The sequence below is a fragment of the Nitrospirillum karajorum genome (assembly GCF_036348415.1).
GTDB lineage: Bacteria > Pseudomonadota > Alphaproteobacteria > Azospirillales > Azospirillaceae > Nitrospirillum > Nitrospirillum amazonense_B.
In genome coordinates this window covers 281,860-297,461 of sequence record NZ_JAZBQB010000001.1, presented here as the reverse complement: position 1 = coordinate 297,461, position 15,602 = coordinate 281,860, and the positions used below count along the sequence as shown (strand labels likewise).

Sequence of the window (15,602 nt, the reverse complement as noted above, 5' to 3'; positions counted from 1 at the left end):
TTTTAAAATTTGGTCAATCCCGCCGGAATCAACGCCTTGGCCCGTCCTGTCGCCGTGTGGTCTCCGGCCTCCGACGATCGCTCATAACGCCAGGATTCAAAACGCGAGGCCTAGGCCCACGGTCCAGCCCCGGACCCCGTTGCCGACGATGGCGGAGCCGCGCAGGGTGACGCCCTCCACCCCATAGCCGATATGGGGCGTCATCACCTCCAGCCCGCCGCCCACCTCCAGGAACTTGTCAAAGCCCAAGAACGCCTGCTGGGCGCCGATCAGGATGTTCCCCCGGCCGAAGGCGATCCAGCGCAGGTCGTCGGCGAACAGGTGGCCCAGTGGGCCGTCCAACTGCGCGTTGACGGTGGCGAAGCCGAAGCTGCCCGTGGTTTCCAGTGAGGGGTCGCTGACCCGGTTGGGGATGTCGGCGAACTCGCTGAAGCGGCCCATCAGGTGCAGGCGCAGGTCATCGGGCAGGGCGCGGTCGTGCTGCACCTCCACCCCGCCGCCGGCCAGGAAGCTGTCGATGCGCATGCTGGTCAGGATGCCGCCCGTGCTTTCCCGCAGCAGGTCGGCATCCGTGCCGCTGAATTCGCCGCTGCCGCGAATGCGGGTGTACCCGCCCAACGCCACCGGCCGGATGGTGGTGGATGGGCCCACCGGGATGTCCAGGCCGAAGCCACCCAGGGCGGAATAGGACTTGTAGCTTTGCTTGACCTGTCCGGCGTCGGCCGGGCCGCCGACGCTCGCCAGCGCCGTGTCCTGCCAGGCGCTTTCATAGCCCAGCGTCACCTCCAGGTAGGGGGCCACGCCGTCGGTGTCGTCCTTGTCGCGGAAGCTGTGGGTGATGGGCAGCTTGTAGCCGTGCAGCGTGATCTTGTCGCTGCTGTAGCGGGCGGCGCTGGCGTCGGGCGTGCCACCGAAGACGCCCAGGGTTTCAAAACCGTGGCCGATATCCTCCGCCTTCAATTGTTGGCGCACGGCGTCGCGGATGGCTTGCGGGTCCGCCCCGGCGGTTTGCGCCCGCGCCATCGGCGCCAACAGCATCCCCCCGGCGACCACGGTCCAGGCGATTCTGGCTGCCGGTCGCCATCCGTTTGCTTTCGCGCCGCACCGTGGATTTCCCATGCGCATCGGCTCCAACCCTTTCATCGCCCGTTCCAGGGAAATGCTATGCGGCGGCCAGGGGACAATGGGGCAAGAGTAATAACAATAAAAATGGTGTTATATATTTTGTATTGACGATTCTGTGCGGCGATGATTGAAATCATCCAACGGCCTATGCTGGAGGAATGATCATGAGAATGACGGCGACGGCGATCGCACGCCCACGGACGCAAGCGTGGGCGGAAGCCTGCCTGCCCCTGGTGGCCCTGCTGTATCTCATGCTGCTGGGCACGATCTTCGCGGTTTGAGCCGCTTCACGAATAGAACACTAATCGTCAGTGAAACCTGTTTCCGTCATCCCGGAAACAGCAACGGCGGCCACGGGTTTCCCCGGGCCGCCGTTTGTCCGCGTGTCGCGGCGTTACCTCAATTGGTGGCGGGACGCTGCACCGTCCGGTCCACCAGCCCGGCCCAATTGCTGACCGAAACAAAATGGGCATAGACCAGGGGCAGCCAGCCGCGCTGCCGCCAGCGCTCGAACTCTTCCGCGCTCAGCTGGTTGAACTTGCCTTCGTCGATGACCTTGAAGCCCGCCAGGCTCAGCTTCTGGCCGTCCTTCAGCGTCACGTCGGCGCGGTTTTCCACCAGCAGGCCGGCCTTTTGCAGCGCTTCCACGAAGTCGGTGGTGGCGTTGTAATGGCCCTGGTAGTCGCTGCAGAAGGCCAGGGCGTTGCGGGTCACCTCGGTCGGCTGGCCACCGTCGAACAGCTTGTTGGCGCTGCCGCGGCCGAGGCTGGCGGCCGCCTCGTCAATGCACAGCGTGAACTCCGCCTTCTCCCGGTTTTCCAGGAAGATGAAGGGGTAGCGGCGGACATAGGCGGGGATGTAGGCGCCCGGTTCCCAGCCGCCCTCGGCATCCACGAACAGGTTTTCGCCATTGCGCAGGCCCAGCAGGACCACGGCCTGGGGCGGGGCGCCATCCAGGAACAGGATGGGATAGTGCTTGCACGCCAGCGTGAACTCCGCCCCGATGACGGGGACCGAGTTGGCGCCCGTGGCGAACCGATAGTCCGTGACCGGCGCCAGCGACAGGTCACCATCACGCTCCGCCGCCAGGGGACGGGGGCGCTGGTAGAAGGCGGGAAGGGTTTGCTGCGTGCTCATCTCTGTTCCAGATCCCAAGGTGGGGGAAGGCCCGGATGTTAGGGGGCCTTTCCCGCGCGCGGTCAACATCGGCGACGGGGTAACGCCCGTCGCCGCCACGCTACCACCGATGGCGGAGGAATGGGCACTGCTATCCACCCCCCGATTGCCCACCTCGCTTCGCGGGTTGTCATTCCGCTACCTGGGCCAGGCGGATGCTGTGGCGGTTGACGGGCACGTCCAGGCCCAGATGGCCGCGTAGGGTGTTGGCCGTGTAGTCGGTTCGGAACAGGCCGCGACGCTGCAGGATGGGCACCACCTGCTCGGTGAACTGCCGGAAGGCGCCAGGCTTGCTGACATGAATGTTGAAGCCGTCGGCGGCCCGGCCCACGAACCAGCGCTCAATCTCATCGGCCACCGTCTCCGCTGTGCCGATGAAACTGCCGCGCCAGCGGCCGAAGCGCCAGGCCGCCGCCCGTAGGGTCAGGCCTTCTTCCCGCGCCGTACGGATGATGCGCTCCGCATGACCTTTGTAGCCGTTCAGGCTGACATGGCTGAGGTCGGGGAAAGGGGCGTCCAGGTCGTATTGCCGGAAGTCGTGGTAGTTGAAGGGACGGCCCAACTGGACCAGCAGCTTGTCCAGGTCAAGGTCCGCCTCCTGCTCCGCCGCCAGGCGCTCCGCCTCTTCCTGCGTGTCGGCGATGGTGACCGTCAGGCCGGGCAGAACGACGATCTTGTCCGGGTCGCGGCCCTTGGCGGCGGCGCGGGCCTTCAGGTCGGCATAATAGGCCTGGGCGCCTTCGAAGGTGTCGGGGGTGGCGAAGGTGGCGTCGGCGATCAGGGCGCCCAGGTCACGGCCGGCGTCGCTGTCGCCAGCCTGGAAGATGACCGGCTGCCCCTGCGGGCTGCGGGTCAGGGCCAGGGGGCCGGCGACGGAGAAGAAGCGGCCCTTGTGGTTCAGGGCATGCTGCTTGCTTTTGTCCAGGAACACGCCGGCCGCCTTGTCGCGGGGAAAGGCGTCATCCTCATAACTGTCCCAAAGGCCCTGAACGACGGAGACGAACTCCGCCGCGCGCTGATAGCGTTCCGCATGGTCGAAATGCTGGTCGCGGCCATAGTTGCGGGCGGCCCCCTCCAGCCCCGTGGTCACCACGTTCCAGCCGGCGCGGCCCCGGCTGATATTGTCCAGCGAGCCGAACTGCCGGGCGACGTTGTACGGCTCCCAATATGAGGTGGTCAGGGTGCCTACAAGGCCGATGTGGCTGGTGGAAACGGCCAGGGCCGACAGCAGGGTCAGCGGTTCCAGCCGGTTCAGGAAATGCGGTGCGCTGTCGGGCGTGATGTAGGGGCTGTCGACGATGAAGACCAGGTCGAACTTGGCGGCTTCGGCCTGGCGGGCGGCGTCGATGTACCAGTTGATGTCGACACTGGCGTCACAGGGCAGGTCGGGATCGCGCCAGTCGCCATGGGTGGTGCCGACGCCGGCCAGGATGGCGCCCAGGTGCAGGGTACGGGTCATGGTGTGGGTCTCCCAGGCGGTGTCCAGGGGCTGGCCGCCATCAATTGGTTCGGGGAAGGCTGTCGGGGAAAAGTCTAGCGCCGCCGGGCCTGCCGGAAATTTTGGAAATCGTGCAGCGATTGTTTGGCGGCGCTGAAGGATGGCTCAGAACTTCACCGAGACGCGGCTGTAGTAATAGCCGCCGGTGATGCCGAAGGGAGAGAACAGGCCGTATTTGTTCAGGCCGGTCTTGGCGTCGACGATGCCGATGGCGTCGGGATAGACGTCGAACAGGTTGTTGGCGCCCAGGCTGACGCTGACGCGGTCGGTCAAATCCACGCCCACGTCCAGGTCGGTGATCCATTTGGCGCTGAAGGTGCGATCGTTGCTGGCCACCGTGCCGGCCTCGGTATAGCTGCCGTAGCGGGTGACGCGGGTGCCCACATGCAGGCGGTCCCAATGCCAGTTGGCCGACAGGATCAGCTTGCCGCGCGGGGTGCCGTCGGTCAGGTCCGCCTGCCGCTGCCGGTCGAACAGTGCATAGCCCAGGGTGGCCAGTTGCGTGGGCGTCGGCTTGATATGGGTGATGGTGGTGCGCGTCCAGCTGTAGGCGGCGCCCAGCCGCACGTCGCCGGCATCCCCCAGATCCGCCAGGTAGTTGGCCACGGCGTCCACCCCGTCCGTCCGGGTGTCGACGGCGTTGGTGTAGTACTGCGCCGACAGGCCGGGGGCGAAGCCGGCGCGCTGCAGGATGGTGGACACGGCGCTGCCGGTCAGCAGCCCGGTTTCGACGATGCGGTCCTTGATGTCGATGCGGTAGGCGTCCAGCGTCAGTTGCAGGTTGCGCGCCGGCTCGGCCGTCACGCCCACGCTGGTGTTGGTGGAGGTTTCTGGTGTCAGGGGCGTGGCCCCCAGGGCCTTGGCCTCGCCCGAGGTCGCCGGCAGCACCTTGATGGGCAGGGTAATGTAATTGCCGGCCGCGTCCACCGTGCCGGTGAAGGTGGAGGAGGCGTAGATGCTCTGCGCCAATGAGGGTGCGCGAAAGCCATTGCTGACCGTGCCGCGCAGGGCGTAGCCGGGCGCCAACTCATAGCGCGTGGCGATCTTGCCGCTGGCGGTGTCGCCCACGGCGCCGGTGTAATGCTCCACCCGGCCGGCGGCGTCCACCGACCAGGCGGGCGTCAGGTTGGTGGCCAGGTCGATATAGGCGGCGCCGTTGTTGCGGGCGATGGCACCGCTGTCGGCGGGCGAGGTGCCGCTGTACGAGGCGAGGCCCGGCTGTGGATGCTGGCCGGCGTAGTAGCCGCTGGGAATGACATAGCTGCCGATGGCGTAGCTGGCCGGGTCACCGGGGCCGATCTCATAGCGCTCATACCGGTGCTCTAAGCCCCAGGCGACCGTGACCGGGGCGGGCAGCCCGAAATCCAATGGGCGGTTCACGTCCAGGTTTGTGGTCACCTGGTCGAAGGTCTGGTCGGCCAGGTGGAAATAGGTGGGGCTGGTCGGCCCCAGGGTGGCGTTCAGGGTGTTCTCGCCATCCAGCTTGGCGTCGTCACGGCCATAGGTGGTGCTGAGATCCCAGGACCAGGAGGCGATCTCACCCCGCCCGCCCACCGTGGTTTGGAAGTCGGTCTCCCAGATGCGGCGCAGGGCGTTGAAGCCGTTGGGATAGACCTCGGGCAATGAGTTGAGGTTGTTGGGCAGGAAGCTGCCGGTATTCTTGCGCGACCGCCGCTTGGACACGGTGCTGAAGGAATAGAGGGTGACGTCGTCGCCGACCGGTAATTCGGCATTATACGATCCGCTGTAGATCGTCTCCTGTCCGGGGCCGTAGCCGCCGCCGTAGAAGGTGCGGTCGGCCGTGGCCTCGCGCGGGTCCCGGGCGCCGTTGGCCAGGGGGTTGTACAGGTTGGCCACGCTGGTGGGGGCGGCGCGGCTGGCCGACTGGTTGTCCTTGTAGTCGGCGGACAGGTTTATGAAACCCTGTCGCGGCAGCTCCAGCCCATAGTTGGCGGCCACGTGCTTGGTGAAGCCGTCACCGCCGTAGTTCTGGCCCAGGCTGCTCTCGACACCGCCGCCCTCGGCGTTTTTCTTCAGGATGATGTTGATGACGCCGGCGATGGCGTCCGATCCATATTGCGCGGCGGCACCATCGCGCAGCACCTCGATATGATCGATGGCCCCCACGGGGATCAGGTCCAAATCCACCGGGACGCCGCCGTTGGCGATGCGCGCCAGGTTGTTGATCAGGGCGGTGTTGTGCCGCCGCTTGCCATCGACTAGCACCAGCGCCTGGTCCCCGTTCAGGCCGCGCATGGTGGTGGAACGCACGGTCCAGCTGGTGCCGCCGCCGTTGACGCCCGGCAGGTTGAAGGAGGGCACCAGCTGGTTCAGCAGTTCCTTCAGCCCGACCTTGCCCGTCTCCGCCAAGGCGGCCGACCCCACGACATCGATGGGGGAGGGACTGTCGATGGCCGCCCGGCTGCCACCGCGCAGGCCCGTCACCACGGTTTCCTGCACCGCGTCCAATTCCACACTGCCGCTGGCCGGGGCGCCGGTGGTCGCTGTCGCCGGGGCGGCCGGTTCCGCCGCGTGCGCCGTGACGGCAACGGCGGGCAGGGCCAGCGCGGTGGCCAGCAGGAGGATGTTGTGGCGGTTCAAGATGGCGGTGGCACGCATGTAAAACCCCCTTGGGCCCGGCTTGGCACGCCTGCCAGGCTTCCCCGTGTTGAATAAAGCGATGGGGTTTTTAGACAGGCCGCTGCCCTGGCCCGTAAATCGACTTATCCTTGAGGATCTGATGAGGGTACTAAATTGGTAGTCAGGCCGCGCATCATTGCGGCGGGCTGCCCGAGGTGAAGCCTTGGAAAGGCTGGATTCTTATAATGCTTTAAATAAGTGTGAAATATGGAGCTATGCGATATATTGTACATCGCTATGCTGCGGACTCAGGTTGCTGTCTTGCGTGTCGGCATGTGTAATTGGGGCAATGAGAACCCATGGACAGTGAGGACCGTGCCCCATGCCCCCCAATCTGCCCACCGAATTGCTGCGCACCTTCGTCGCCATCGTCGACGCCGGCACCTTGCAGAAAGCGACGGAGCGCATCTTCCTCACCCAGTCGGCCCTCAGCCTGCAGATCAAGCGGCTTGAGGATCTGCTGCAGACGCAGCTGTTCCTGCGGGAGGGGCGGCGCCTGACCCTGGCGCCGGCGGGGGTCACCCTGCTGGGTTTCGCCCGCAAGATCCTGGAGATGAACGAGCAGGCGGTCAGCGCCGTCACCGCCGGGGCCTTCGCCGGGCCCGTGCGCGTGGGCATGGTGCAGGACATGACCGACACCCTGCTGACCGGCGTGCTGGCCAGCTACGCCCAGATCCACCCCCAGGCGCAATTGCACGCCCGCATCGCCGGCACCGCGGAACTGCTGGACCTGCTGACGGCCGACCGGCTGGACGTGGTGGCGGGTTTCGGCCCGGCGGGCGATCCCAACGGCGTGCTGACCGTGCCGGTGCGCTGGATGGGCAATCCGGAGCTGTTGAGCGCCGACGTGCTGCCCCTGGTGGTGCTGGAAACGCCGTGCCGCTTCCGTGAGGCGGCGCTGGCGGCCCTGGACCGCATCGGCCGGCCCCATCGCATCGTGGTGGAAACCCCTAACCTGTCCAGCCTGCGCGCCGCCGTGCGCGCCGGCCTGGGCCTGACCTGCCGCGCCATGGCCTTCGACCCGCTGCCGCCCCTACCGCACGGGGTGCTGCCGCCTCTGGCGCCCGTCAGCGTCGTCCTCGCCCACCGCCCCAACCCGTCGGAGTCCATCGCCAGCCTGATCGGTCTGGTGCGCCAGGCGGTCGCGGCCCAAGGTGCCGGGGACGATGACGGTGAGGAGGATGAGCCGCGGGCCAACGCGGCGTGATTTCAACGGCGCTCGAATATGAAAATGGGCTCACGGCATCGCTGTCGTGAGCCCTTCCCTTCATGGGTAACGGATAGTTACGCGTCATACCCCGGCGATTCCCGGGCCAGGCGGCGCAGCAGGCCGGCCCAGGGCAGCTTGGCGTGATCGGGGCGGTGGTTGGCCACCTGCTGGCGCACCTCGGCCTGGGCGTGTTCCGGGGCCAGCAGGATGCCGTTGCGACCGGCGCTTAGGGTGCGTACTTGCAGGGTGGCGGAGCGTTCCAGGGCGTGGATGCCCAGGAAGGCGTGGGCGGCGGTGGGGCCCAGCGCCAGGGTGCCGTGGTTGCGCAGCAGCATCAGGCTCTTGTCACCCAGATCGGCCACCAGCCGCTCCCGCTCATCCAAATGCAGGGCGATGCCTTCATAGTCGTGATAGGCCAAGCGCGGGATGACGGTCAGGGAATGCTGGTTCAGGGGCAGCAGCCCCTCCTTGTGCGCTGAGACGGCGATGCCGTCGGCGGTGTGCAGGTGGATGACGAACTTGGCGTCGGGCCGGGCGCCGTGGATGGCCGAATGGATGGTGAAGCCCGCCGGGTTGATACCGTATTCCGTGTCGCCCCCCGTTGAGTCGTTCCAGGCCGGCGCCTGCAGGATGTTCCCGTCCAGGTCCACCTTCACGAGGCTGCTGGCGGTGATCTCATCGAAGTACAGGCCGTAGGGGTTGATCAGGAAATGCTCCTCCGGCCCCGGTACGCGGGCGGAGATGTGGGTGTAGATCAGGTCGGTCCAGCCGAACAGGGCCACCAGGCGGTATAGCGCCGCCAACTCCACCCGCACCTGCCACTCCGCCTCATCCACCCGCCCCTTCAGGGACTGGATGCCCAGGTCAGGATCCGTCCGCCATCGTCATTCTCCATCATGATGATTGGCCTTCACCGTTGATCCACGCGGGCGATACGTCAAATTGGGGTTTTTAAAGCATCGCTTGAGCGCGCCTGCGGCGCCCATCCCTCTGGGGGCTGCTCAAGCGACTGTTGAGACTTATCAAACAGTCGGCGCCGCCCGCGTCCGCTAGCCTGGGCCTTGGCGGTAAACATTGGGGTTCGGGTGCATCATGGCGTGGGGTCGGGATTGGTCGCGGCGGGGTTTCTTGCGGGCGGGCGCGGGGCTGGGGGCGGCCGTCGCCGTTCCGGCGCTGCTCACCGGCTGCGATGACAAGAAGGCGCCGGGCGTCCTGAAGGTGGGGGACCAGCGCGGCGGGTTGCAGGCGTTGCTCAGCGCCTATCCTGACGACAAGCCCGGCCTGGACTATCAGGTGGAATGGGCGCAGTTCCCCAACGCCGCCCCGGTGATCGAGGCGCTGAACGCCCGGGCCATTGACGTGGGCGCGGTGGGTGACGCGCCCTTCGGCTTCGGCCTGGCGAGCAAGGCGCAGGTCAAGGCGGTCGCGGCCTACCGCTCCAGCGGGGCGGGCACCGCCATCCTGGTGAAGGGCGACGGGCCGGTGCGGACGGTGGCCGACCTGGCCGGCCATACCGTCGCCACGAGCAAGGGCTCCATCGGCCATTTCCTGGTGCTGCGCGCGCTGGCGGAGGCGGGGGTGCCGGTGGACAAGGTCACCATCGCCTTCCTGGCGCCCAACGATGCCAAGGCCGCCCTGCTGGCCGGCAGCATCGATGCCTGGGCCACCTGGGACCCCTACAGCGCCCTGGGGGAGTTGCATGACAGCTTGACGGTGCTGGTGAACGCGGAGGGACGCATGCCCGGCCTGTCATACCTGTTGTCCACGCCGGCGGCCCTGTCCCAGCGGCGCGACCTGGTGCGCGACTTCGTCGGCCGCATCAACCGGGCCCGCGACTTCACCCGCGCCCAGCCGGACAAATACGCCGCCGTCTTCGCCGAGCAGACGGGCGTGCCGGCGGAGGTGGCCTTGTTGATGATCCGCCGCACCAACTTCCAGCCCGTGGTGATCGACGACGGCATCATCGCCGACCAGCAGAGCGTGGTGGACCAGTTCGCCAAGGTGGGGCTGGGCGGTGATGGGCTGGATGTCCGGCCCGCCTTCGAACGGTCACTTTGACGCGAAGAAGCCGGGATCAAAGACCGCGTAGCATGGCCATGAAGGGGGCGACCCGTGACTGGTGCGTCTCAACCGCCTCACCCAGATTGGCCCCACCCAGGTTGGCATCGCTGCAAAGCCCCAGGAAAAAGGTGGCGATCATTCCCGCCACCGCCCTGGCGTCCAGCGCCGGGTTCGCCGCCGCCACGTTGCGCTCAAGGCTGTCCAGGCGCCGCGCGTTGTAGGACCGGATCAGGTCCGCCGCCGCGTCCGGCAGGGCGCCGATGGCGCCGGTGGCGTTGACGACGAGGCAGCCGGGCTGGCTTTCCAGGATGAACGGCGCCTCGGTCAGGAATTTTTCGATATTCGCCCAGCCCAGAGGTTCCCGCGCCAGCAGGCGCAAGGCCGGCCCCGTGTCCAGGTAGCGTTGAAGGGCGGCCAGGAACAGATCCTCCTTGCCCGTGAACTCGGCATAAAGGCCCGACTTGTTGACGCCGGTCGCCTGTTCCAACTGCTGCACGTTGGTGCCGGCGTAACCCTGCCGCCAGAAAAGCGGGATCGCCTTGTCCAGGACGGCGTCCCGCGTGAATAGCTTTGGTCTGGCCATGCCCCTCATCCCACCCGGTCTGTGCCAATCAATTCAATAACCGCGCCTGGGAACTATATCGAACCATTTGGTTCATAAGGTCATTGGCGGAATGCCCCGTGAGGGGGGGTGAACCAAACAGCTCTGAATGTGCCGGGTCAAGGCCCTGGCAGGGAGTGACGAATGCGCTTCGCAGTATCGGATAGGATTGGCTTCTGGATCGCCGCCGGGGTGGTGGCGCACACGCTATGGACCAGCGCCGCGCCTGCCATGGTCTATCCGCTGTATGCCACCCATTGGCACCTCAGCCCCACCATCACCACCGGCATCTTCGCCGTCTATCCGGTCACGGTCGTCGCCGTGCTGATCCTGTTCGGCAACCTGTCCGACCAGCTTGGCCGGCGGTTGGCCATGCTGTTTGGGGTCGCGGCCTCGGCCGCCGGCGTCCTGCTGTTCGCCATGGCCAGCGGCGTGGCGGACCTGTTCATCGGCCGCTTCCTGATGGGCGTGGGGGTGGGGCTCTCGGCCGGCCCGTCGGCCGCCGCCCTGGCCGACTATGCCGGCGGCGGCGCCGGCGCCTCCCGCGCCAGCGCCGCCACCCTGGTGGCGCAGTCGGCCGGTTTGGCCGCCGCGCTGTTGGTGGGCGGGGCCTTGGTGCAGTACGCGCCGTACCCCACGCACCTCAGTTTCTGGGTGCTGGGCGCCCTGCTGTTGCTGCTGTTCGCCGGCGTCGCGCTGTTGCCGCGCCGGCCGGCGACGGCCACCGCGGCGGGGTGGCGGCCCGCGTTGCCACGGGTGCCGGCCGGCTTGGGCGCGGTTTTCGGAATCACCGCCTTCACCGTCATGATCGCCTATGCCCACGGCGTCATGATCGCCTCCCTGGGCGCCCAGGTGGCGCGGGATCTGGTGCGGTCCAACAACAGCCTGATCAATGGCGCCGCCCTGGCCCTGTTCGCCATCGCCCTGGGCGTCACCGGCCTGTTCGCCCGCCGCCTGCGGGCGGAGACCGCCATCCTGATGGGGGCCGGCGCCTCCGTCGCGGGCATGGGCTTCCTGGCCGCCGCCGTGCTGGCGCACAGCCTCGCCGCGTTCCTGGCCGCCACCGTGACATCGGGCATGGGATACGCCTGGATGGTCTATGGCGGCCTGGCCGCGCTCAATGCCGTGGCGCCACAGGGCTCTAGGGGCGGGCTGCTGTCCGCCGCCTTCCTGCTGGCCTACCTGTTCACCGGCGTTTTGGCCTTGGCGTTGGGCCGGCTGGCGACAGCGACGGACATGGCCATCGCCGTCCTGACCGGGGCGGCCATCATGACAGCCCTATGCGCCGTCCTGTTGGTCCTGATGGCCCTACGCTCTGGACGGAGCCTGAGCGCGAGCGTCAGCGCGCCATTCGCTTGAGCATTTTGAACCGTTCGGTTCCAATCCGTCCAAATCGTCCGGCGTCATCCAAGCCTCAGCCGCCCCGTCGCCGGGATGCTGGTGGCGGGGCGAGTGGCGAAGGCGACTTCAGTCCTCCGACCCCGCCAGCAGGGTCTCCACCTCCGAGGCGCGGGTCAGGGTGATGTCCACCGGGCAGCGGTTGGCGATGGACAGCAGCTTGGCCCGCTGCTCCTCGTCCAAGGGGCCTTCCAGCACGATGGTCCGCGTAAACAGGTCGGCCGGCGTCTGGTCCGGCCGCTTGGTGTGGGTCACCCGCGTCTGGGCCCGCACCAGGGGCAGGCCCTTGCGTTCCGCGTACATGCGCATGGTCATGGTGGTGCAGGCGGCCAGGCCCGCTGATACGAAGTCGTAGGGGGCGAGGCCACTGTTCAGGCCGCCCACGTCCACCGGCTCATCCGCCAGGAACTGGTGCGGACCGCTGCGCATGGCCAGCTGATAGCGCCCGCGGCCGGTTTCCACCGCCAGCACGCCGTCCGCCTCGCCATGGGGGCTGGGCGCCGCGTCCTGCGGCGGCAGGTAGCGCCCGGCCCAGGCGGCGATGACGGCGGCGGCATAGTCGGCATCGGCCGGGCGGGTCAGCAGGTGGTCCGCGTCATCCAGCGAGACGAAGCTCTTGGGATGCTTGGCCGCCACGAAGATGCGCTGCGCGTTGTCGATGCCCACCGTCATGTCCCCGGGGGCGTGCAGGATCAGCAAGGGCCGGTGCAGCTGACCGATGCGCGCCGCCAGATCCTGCTGGCGGGCGTCATCGACGAAGCTGCGGCGCAGGACGAAGGGCCGGCCGGCCAGATCGACCTCCGCCGCCCCCTCCGCCTCGATGCGGTCCAGCGCCTCCGGCCCCACGGTCCGCAGCACATGGGCGACGTCGGCCGGGGCGGCGATGGTGACCACCGCCTTGACCGACGGCATGTCGCCCGCCGCCGCCAGGGCCGCCGCCCCGCCGAAGCTGTGGCCCAGCAGCAGGCCGGGCGCCATGCCCGCCTGGGTCATCGCGGCGCCCGCCGCCACCAGGTCATCGACATCGGCCGCGAAGCCACCGCCGGCGAAATCGCCGCCGCTTTTGCCCAGGCCGGCGAAATCGAAGCGCAGCACGCCGATGCCCGTCCTGGCCAGCGCGCGGGCCAGCCGCGTGGTGGCCAGGGCATCTTTGCCGCAAGTGAAGCAATGGGCCAGGATGGCCCAGCCGCGCGGCGCGCCCTCGGGCGGCTCTATCCGGCCGGACAGGCGATAGCCCTTGGCGCTGTCGAAATCGAATTGCTGGCTGGCCATGCCGGCCTCCTTATCCCCTATGGCGATCCCCCTCTTGTACCACCGCCGGTGGGGCGGTGGCCAAGGCAAGGGGGCGGGGTCGGGCAGGCGGTTACCGGCCCGTGACCCGGCGCAAATGGCGTTTCAGGGTGTCCTTGGGGATGCGCAGGTCCTGGCTCCACGCCTCGATATCGCCGGGATGGCGCTGCATGACGTCCAGCAGTTGCTCCGCCGGGATGTCGCCGGCGGTGCGCAGGGTGGGGGAGCGCTCCATCAGGCGGTACAGGCTGGTGCGCGATACGTTGAGAAGCTCGGCCGCGGCCTTGACGTTCCAGCCCGCCCCCTCCAGCGCCGCCAGCAGTTCCGCCTCATCCACCGTCGCCGGGTCCCGGCGCTTGCGATCTGCCGCCGCGTCGGCCGCTGCGGCGCGCGCCGTTCCGCCCGCGACCGGCCCGGCATGTGGCGGGTGGGGCGCGGCGGTCCTGGCGGGGGGAAGATCGGTTGCCAGGGTCACCGGCGTCCCCAGGCGGATTTGCCGGGCGACGCCGATCAGTTCCCGGATGTTGCCGGGCCAGCTGTGCAGCAGCAGGGGCATGACCTTCACCGCCGGCAGGGCGGCGGGATCGAAGGCGTTCAGGTTGGGCTCGCCCCGGGTCAGGAAGTGGCGCAGCAGCAGGCCGATGTCCACGCGGCGCTCGCTCAGCGGCGCCAGCTTGATCACCACGCCCTCCAGCCGGCGGCGCAGCGGCTGGTTGAAGGCGGGGTCGTCCAGCGGCCTGTCCGTGGCGGAAATCACCCGCACGTCGGCCTTCTGGTTCCGGGAATCGCCCAGCTTGCGGTACTCCCCACACTCCAGGGCGCGCAGCAGCATGGGCTGCACCTCCTTCGGGGTGTCGCCGATCTCATCCATGAACAGCGTGGCGCCGTCCGCCAGGGCGAACAGGCCGCTGCGTTCCCGGGTGGCGCCGGTGTAGGCGCCGGCCGCGGCGCCGAACAGCTCGGCATGCGCCAGCGCCGGCGACAGGGTCGCCATGTTGATGGTGTGCAGCTTCTGCGCGGCGCGGCCGCTCAGGGCATGGATGGCCGACGCCACCAGTTCCTTGCCCACGCCCGTGGCGCCGCTGACGAAGACGGGCAGGGCGGTCGGCGCCGCCTGGCGGATCAGGCCCCAGGCCACCTGCACGCTCTGGCTGACGCCGATCAGCCCGTGCTTGGCCGCCTCCGTCTGGATGGGCAGGCACGCCTCGAAGATCGACAGGATCACCGTGTCGGACAGGCAGATCAGGATGTCCGCCCCCAGCTCACCCAGGCTGACGGTCTGCGCGCCCTCGATCACCCGCCCGTTGACGGAGACGGACATGCGGCTGTCCGGCGGCCGGATGTCGAAGGTGCGCGGGCCCCGTCGGCGGATTTCCAGCGGCTGGCGCGAGATGTGGCGGTCCTCCAGCGCCCGGTGGTTCTGCCCCACGGCGGAGCGGAACAGCGGCTGGAAACGGCTGAGGGCGAAGGCGCCGTCCGGCCCGAAGGCCAGAGGGGTGATCATGCCGACCAGGCTGGGGTCTGGATGCCAGACGATGCCCAGGCAAGCGACGGTATGGTCCCGACCACTCCACGGTGCCGCCCCGTGCAAGGTGGGGGCGGCCGTGGCGTCCGGGTTGTAGGTGGCGTGCATGATGCCCTCAAACCCTCGCAAAAAATGATCAATTCTTAGAAACCACGCCATATGCGGGTATAATTATGTATCACCAGGGCGAAATAAGATACACTTCTAGCCGTTGTCACCTGAAATCACACCGTGCCCAAACGGGGTAGTCGCTCAATTTAGTCATGGTCGGGAACGTGCGCAAATCGCGGTTGGGGGAGCTGGATGTTCGCGCAGACCATCAGCAAGTATAAGATCGAGCGTATTATTGGATCCGGCTCCTACGGCACCGTGGTCCAGGCGACCGATCCTGTGCTCAACCGCACGGTCGCGCTGAAGATACTGCGCCAAACCGACGCCCCGGCGGACGGCCTGAAGACCCATATCCGTGAGGCGCGCGCCCTGGCGCGGCTGCAACATCCCAACATCGTCGGCATCTTCGGGCTGGAGCAGGAGGGCGACCAGACCTACCTGGCCATGGAGCATGTGGAGGGGGAGACGCTGGCCGCTCGGCTGGCGCAGGGACCCCTGCCGCTGGACCAGGCGCTGGACATCGCCGCCCAGCTGGCCGACGCCCTGGCGGCGGCCCACGGCCAGGGCGTGGTGCACGCCGACATCAAGCCCGCCAACGTCATCCTGGACCAGCGCAGCCACCCCCGGCTGGTGGATTTCGGCCTGGCCCGCCTGTCCGGCATCGCCCGGGCGCAGGACACCCTGGCCGCGACCATGGAACGGGGGACGGCCTGCGCGGCACCGTCAGCTATATGGCGCCCGAGCTGTTCATGGGCGCCCAGCCCGACACCCTGTCCGACATCTTCTCCTTCGGTGCCCTGGTGTTCGAGATGCTGGGCGGCCGCCGCGCCTTCGACGCGCCCAGCGAGGGCGCCGTCATGCAGCGCATCCTCAACGGCCGCCCGGAATCCCTGTGGGTGCCCGGCACCCCCCTGCCCAAGCCGTTGTGCGACCTGGTGGACCGCATGCTGGCCGTCGACCCCGCCGC

At 68.0% G+C, this 15,602-nt stretch carries 11 protein-coding genes and 2 pseudogenes; 5 read left to right on the top strand and 8 right to left on the bottom strand.

What is annotated here, in order from left to right; translation table 11 throughout:
- Positions 1-96: 96 nt before the first annotated feature.
- The 4 genes from UCD39_RS01345 to UCD39_RS01330 form a co-directional block, all read right to left on the bottom strand.
- Positions 97-1,038, bottom strand: coding sequence for a hypothetical protein (locus tag UCD39_RS01345; protein WP_330494346.1), 942 nt, complete (start codon positions 1,036-1,038; stop codon positions 97-99).
- A gap of 486 nt (positions 1,039-1,524) precedes the next feature.
- A complete protein-coding gene (locus UCD39_RS01340) occupies positions 1,525-2,262 on the bottom strand; it encodes a SapC family protein (protein ID WP_330494345.1) in 738 nt (245 codons plus the stop codon).
- Positions 2,263-2,431: 169 nt separating this feature from the next.
- Entirely contained in the window at positions 2,432-3,760 is a 1,329-nt protein-coding gene (locus UCD39_RS01335; protein ID WP_330494344.1) for an LLM class flavin-dependent oxidoreductase, read from the bottom strand.
- 144 nt (positions 3,761-3,904) lie between these two features.
- A complete protein-coding gene (locus tag UCD39_RS01330; RefSeq protein WP_330494343.1) occupies positions 3,905-6,418 on the bottom strand; it encodes a TonB-dependent receptor plug domain-containing protein in 2,514 nt (837 codons plus the stop codon).
- A gap of 343 nt (positions 6,419-6,761) precedes the next feature.
- Between UCD39_RS01330 and UCD39_RS01325 the strand changes: the two genes are divergently transcribed.
- A complete protein-coding gene (locus tag UCD39_RS01325) occupies positions 6,762-7,646 on the top strand; it encodes a LysR substrate-binding domain-containing protein (RefSeq protein ID WP_330494342.1) in 885 nt (294 codons plus the stop codon).
- Positions 7,647-7,723: 77 nt separating this feature from the next.
- Here UCD39_RS01325 and UCD39_RS01320 read toward each other — a convergent pair whose 3' ends face one another.
- Complete coding sequence (locus UCD39_RS01320) at positions 7,724-8,485, bottom strand: class II aldolase/adducin family protein (RefSeq protein ID WP_330494341.1); 762 nt, start codon at positions 8,483-8,485, stop codon at positions 7,724-7,726.
- Positions 8,486-8,777: 292 nt separating this feature from the next.
- Here UCD39_RS01320 and UCD39_RS01315 point away from each other — a divergent pair, with 292 nt between their 5' ends.
- Positions 8,778-9,707, top strand: a complete 930-nt coding sequence (locus UCD39_RS01315; RefSeq protein WP_442943538.1) for an ABC transporter substrate-binding protein — start codon at positions 8,778-8,780, stop codon at positions 9,705-9,707.
- Between the two features lie 16 nt (positions 9,708-9,723).
- Here the strand turns inward: UCD39_RS01315 and UCD39_RS01310 are convergent, their stop codons facing one another.
- A complete protein-coding gene (locus tag UCD39_RS01310) occupies positions 9,724-10,293 on the bottom strand; it encodes a TetR/AcrR family transcriptional regulator (RefSeq protein WP_330494339.1) in 570 nt (189 codons plus the stop codon).
- A 162-nt stretch (positions 10,294-10,455) separates the two neighbouring features.
- On the opposite strand from UCD39_RS01310, the gene UCD39_RS01305 reads away from it, so the two are divergent.
- Positions 10,456-11,670 carry an MFS transporter gene (locus UCD39_RS01305; RefSeq protein WP_330494338.1) on the top strand — a complete coding sequence of 405 codons (1,215 nt, stop codon included), beginning with the start codon at positions 10,456-10,458 and terminating at the stop codon, positions 11,668-11,670.
- A gap of 108 nt (positions 11,671-11,778) precedes the next feature.
- Here the strand turns inward: UCD39_RS01305 and UCD39_RS01300 are convergent, their stop codons facing one another.
- Positions 11,779-12,981: a bifunctional alpha/beta hydrolase/OsmC family protein gene (locus UCD39_RS01300; protein ID WP_330494337.1), complete on the bottom strand. Its 1,203-nt coding sequence runs from the start codon at positions 12,979-12,981 to the stop codon at positions 11,779-11,781.
- 91 nt (positions 12,982-13,072) lie between these two features.
- Complete coding sequence (locus UCD39_RS01295; protein ID WP_330494336.1) at positions 13,073-14,632, bottom strand: sigma-54-dependent transcriptional regulator; 1,560 nt, start codon at positions 14,630-14,632, stop codon at positions 13,073-13,075.
- 195 nt (positions 14,633-14,827) lie between these two features.
- On the opposite strand from UCD39_RS01295, the pseudogene UCD39_RS28390 reads away from it, so the two are divergent.
- A pseudogene (locus tag UCD39_RS28390) lies at positions 14,828-15,292 on the top strand (serine/threonine-protein kinase); the annotation flags it as partial.
- A gap of 74 nt (positions 15,293-15,366) precedes the next feature.
- Positions 15,367-15,570 (top strand): annotated as a pseudogene (locus UCD39_RS28385) (hypothetical protein); the annotation flags it as partial.
- Between the last annotated feature and the right edge of the window lie 32 nt (positions 15,571-15,602).

Bases quoted from the DNA above. Each gene is read 5' to 3' on its own strand.
- UCD39_RS01340 (WP_330494345.1), bottom strand. From the start codon at position 2,262: ATGAGCACGCAGCAAACCCTTCCCGCCTTCTACCAGCGCCCCCGTCCC.
- UCD39_RS01335 (WP_330494344.1), bottom strand. From the start codon at position 3,760: ATGACCCGTACCCTGCACCTGGGCGCCATCCTGGCCGGCGTCGGCACC.
- UCD39_RS01295 (WP_330494336.1), bottom strand. From the start codon at position 14,632: ATGCACGCCACCTACAACCCGGACGCCACGGCCGCCCCCACCTTGCAC.
- UCD39_RS01330 (WP_330494343.1), bottom strand. From the start codon at position 6,418: ATGCGTGCCACCGCCATCTTGAACCGCCACAACATCCTCCTGCTGGCC.
- UCD39_RS01310 (WP_330494339.1), bottom strand. From the start codon at position 10,293: ATGGCCAGACCAAAGCTATTCACGCGGGACGCCGTCCTGGACAAGGCG.
- UCD39_RS01345 (WP_330494346.1), bottom strand. From the start codon at position 1,038: ATGCTGTTGGCGCCGATGGCGCGGGCGCAAACCGCCGGGGCGGACCCG.
- UCD39_RS01325 (WP_330494342.1), top strand. From the start codon at position 6,762: ATGCCCCCCAATCTGCCCACCGAATTGCTGCGCACCTTCGTCGCCATC.
- UCD39_RS01305 (WP_330494338.1), top strand. From the start codon at position 10,456: ATGCGCTTCGCAGTATCGGATAGGATTGGCTTCTGGATCGCCGCCGGG.
- UCD39_RS01300 (WP_330494337.1), bottom strand. From the start codon at position 12,981: ATGGCCAGCCAGCAATTCGATTTCGACAGCGCCAAGGGCTATCGCCTG.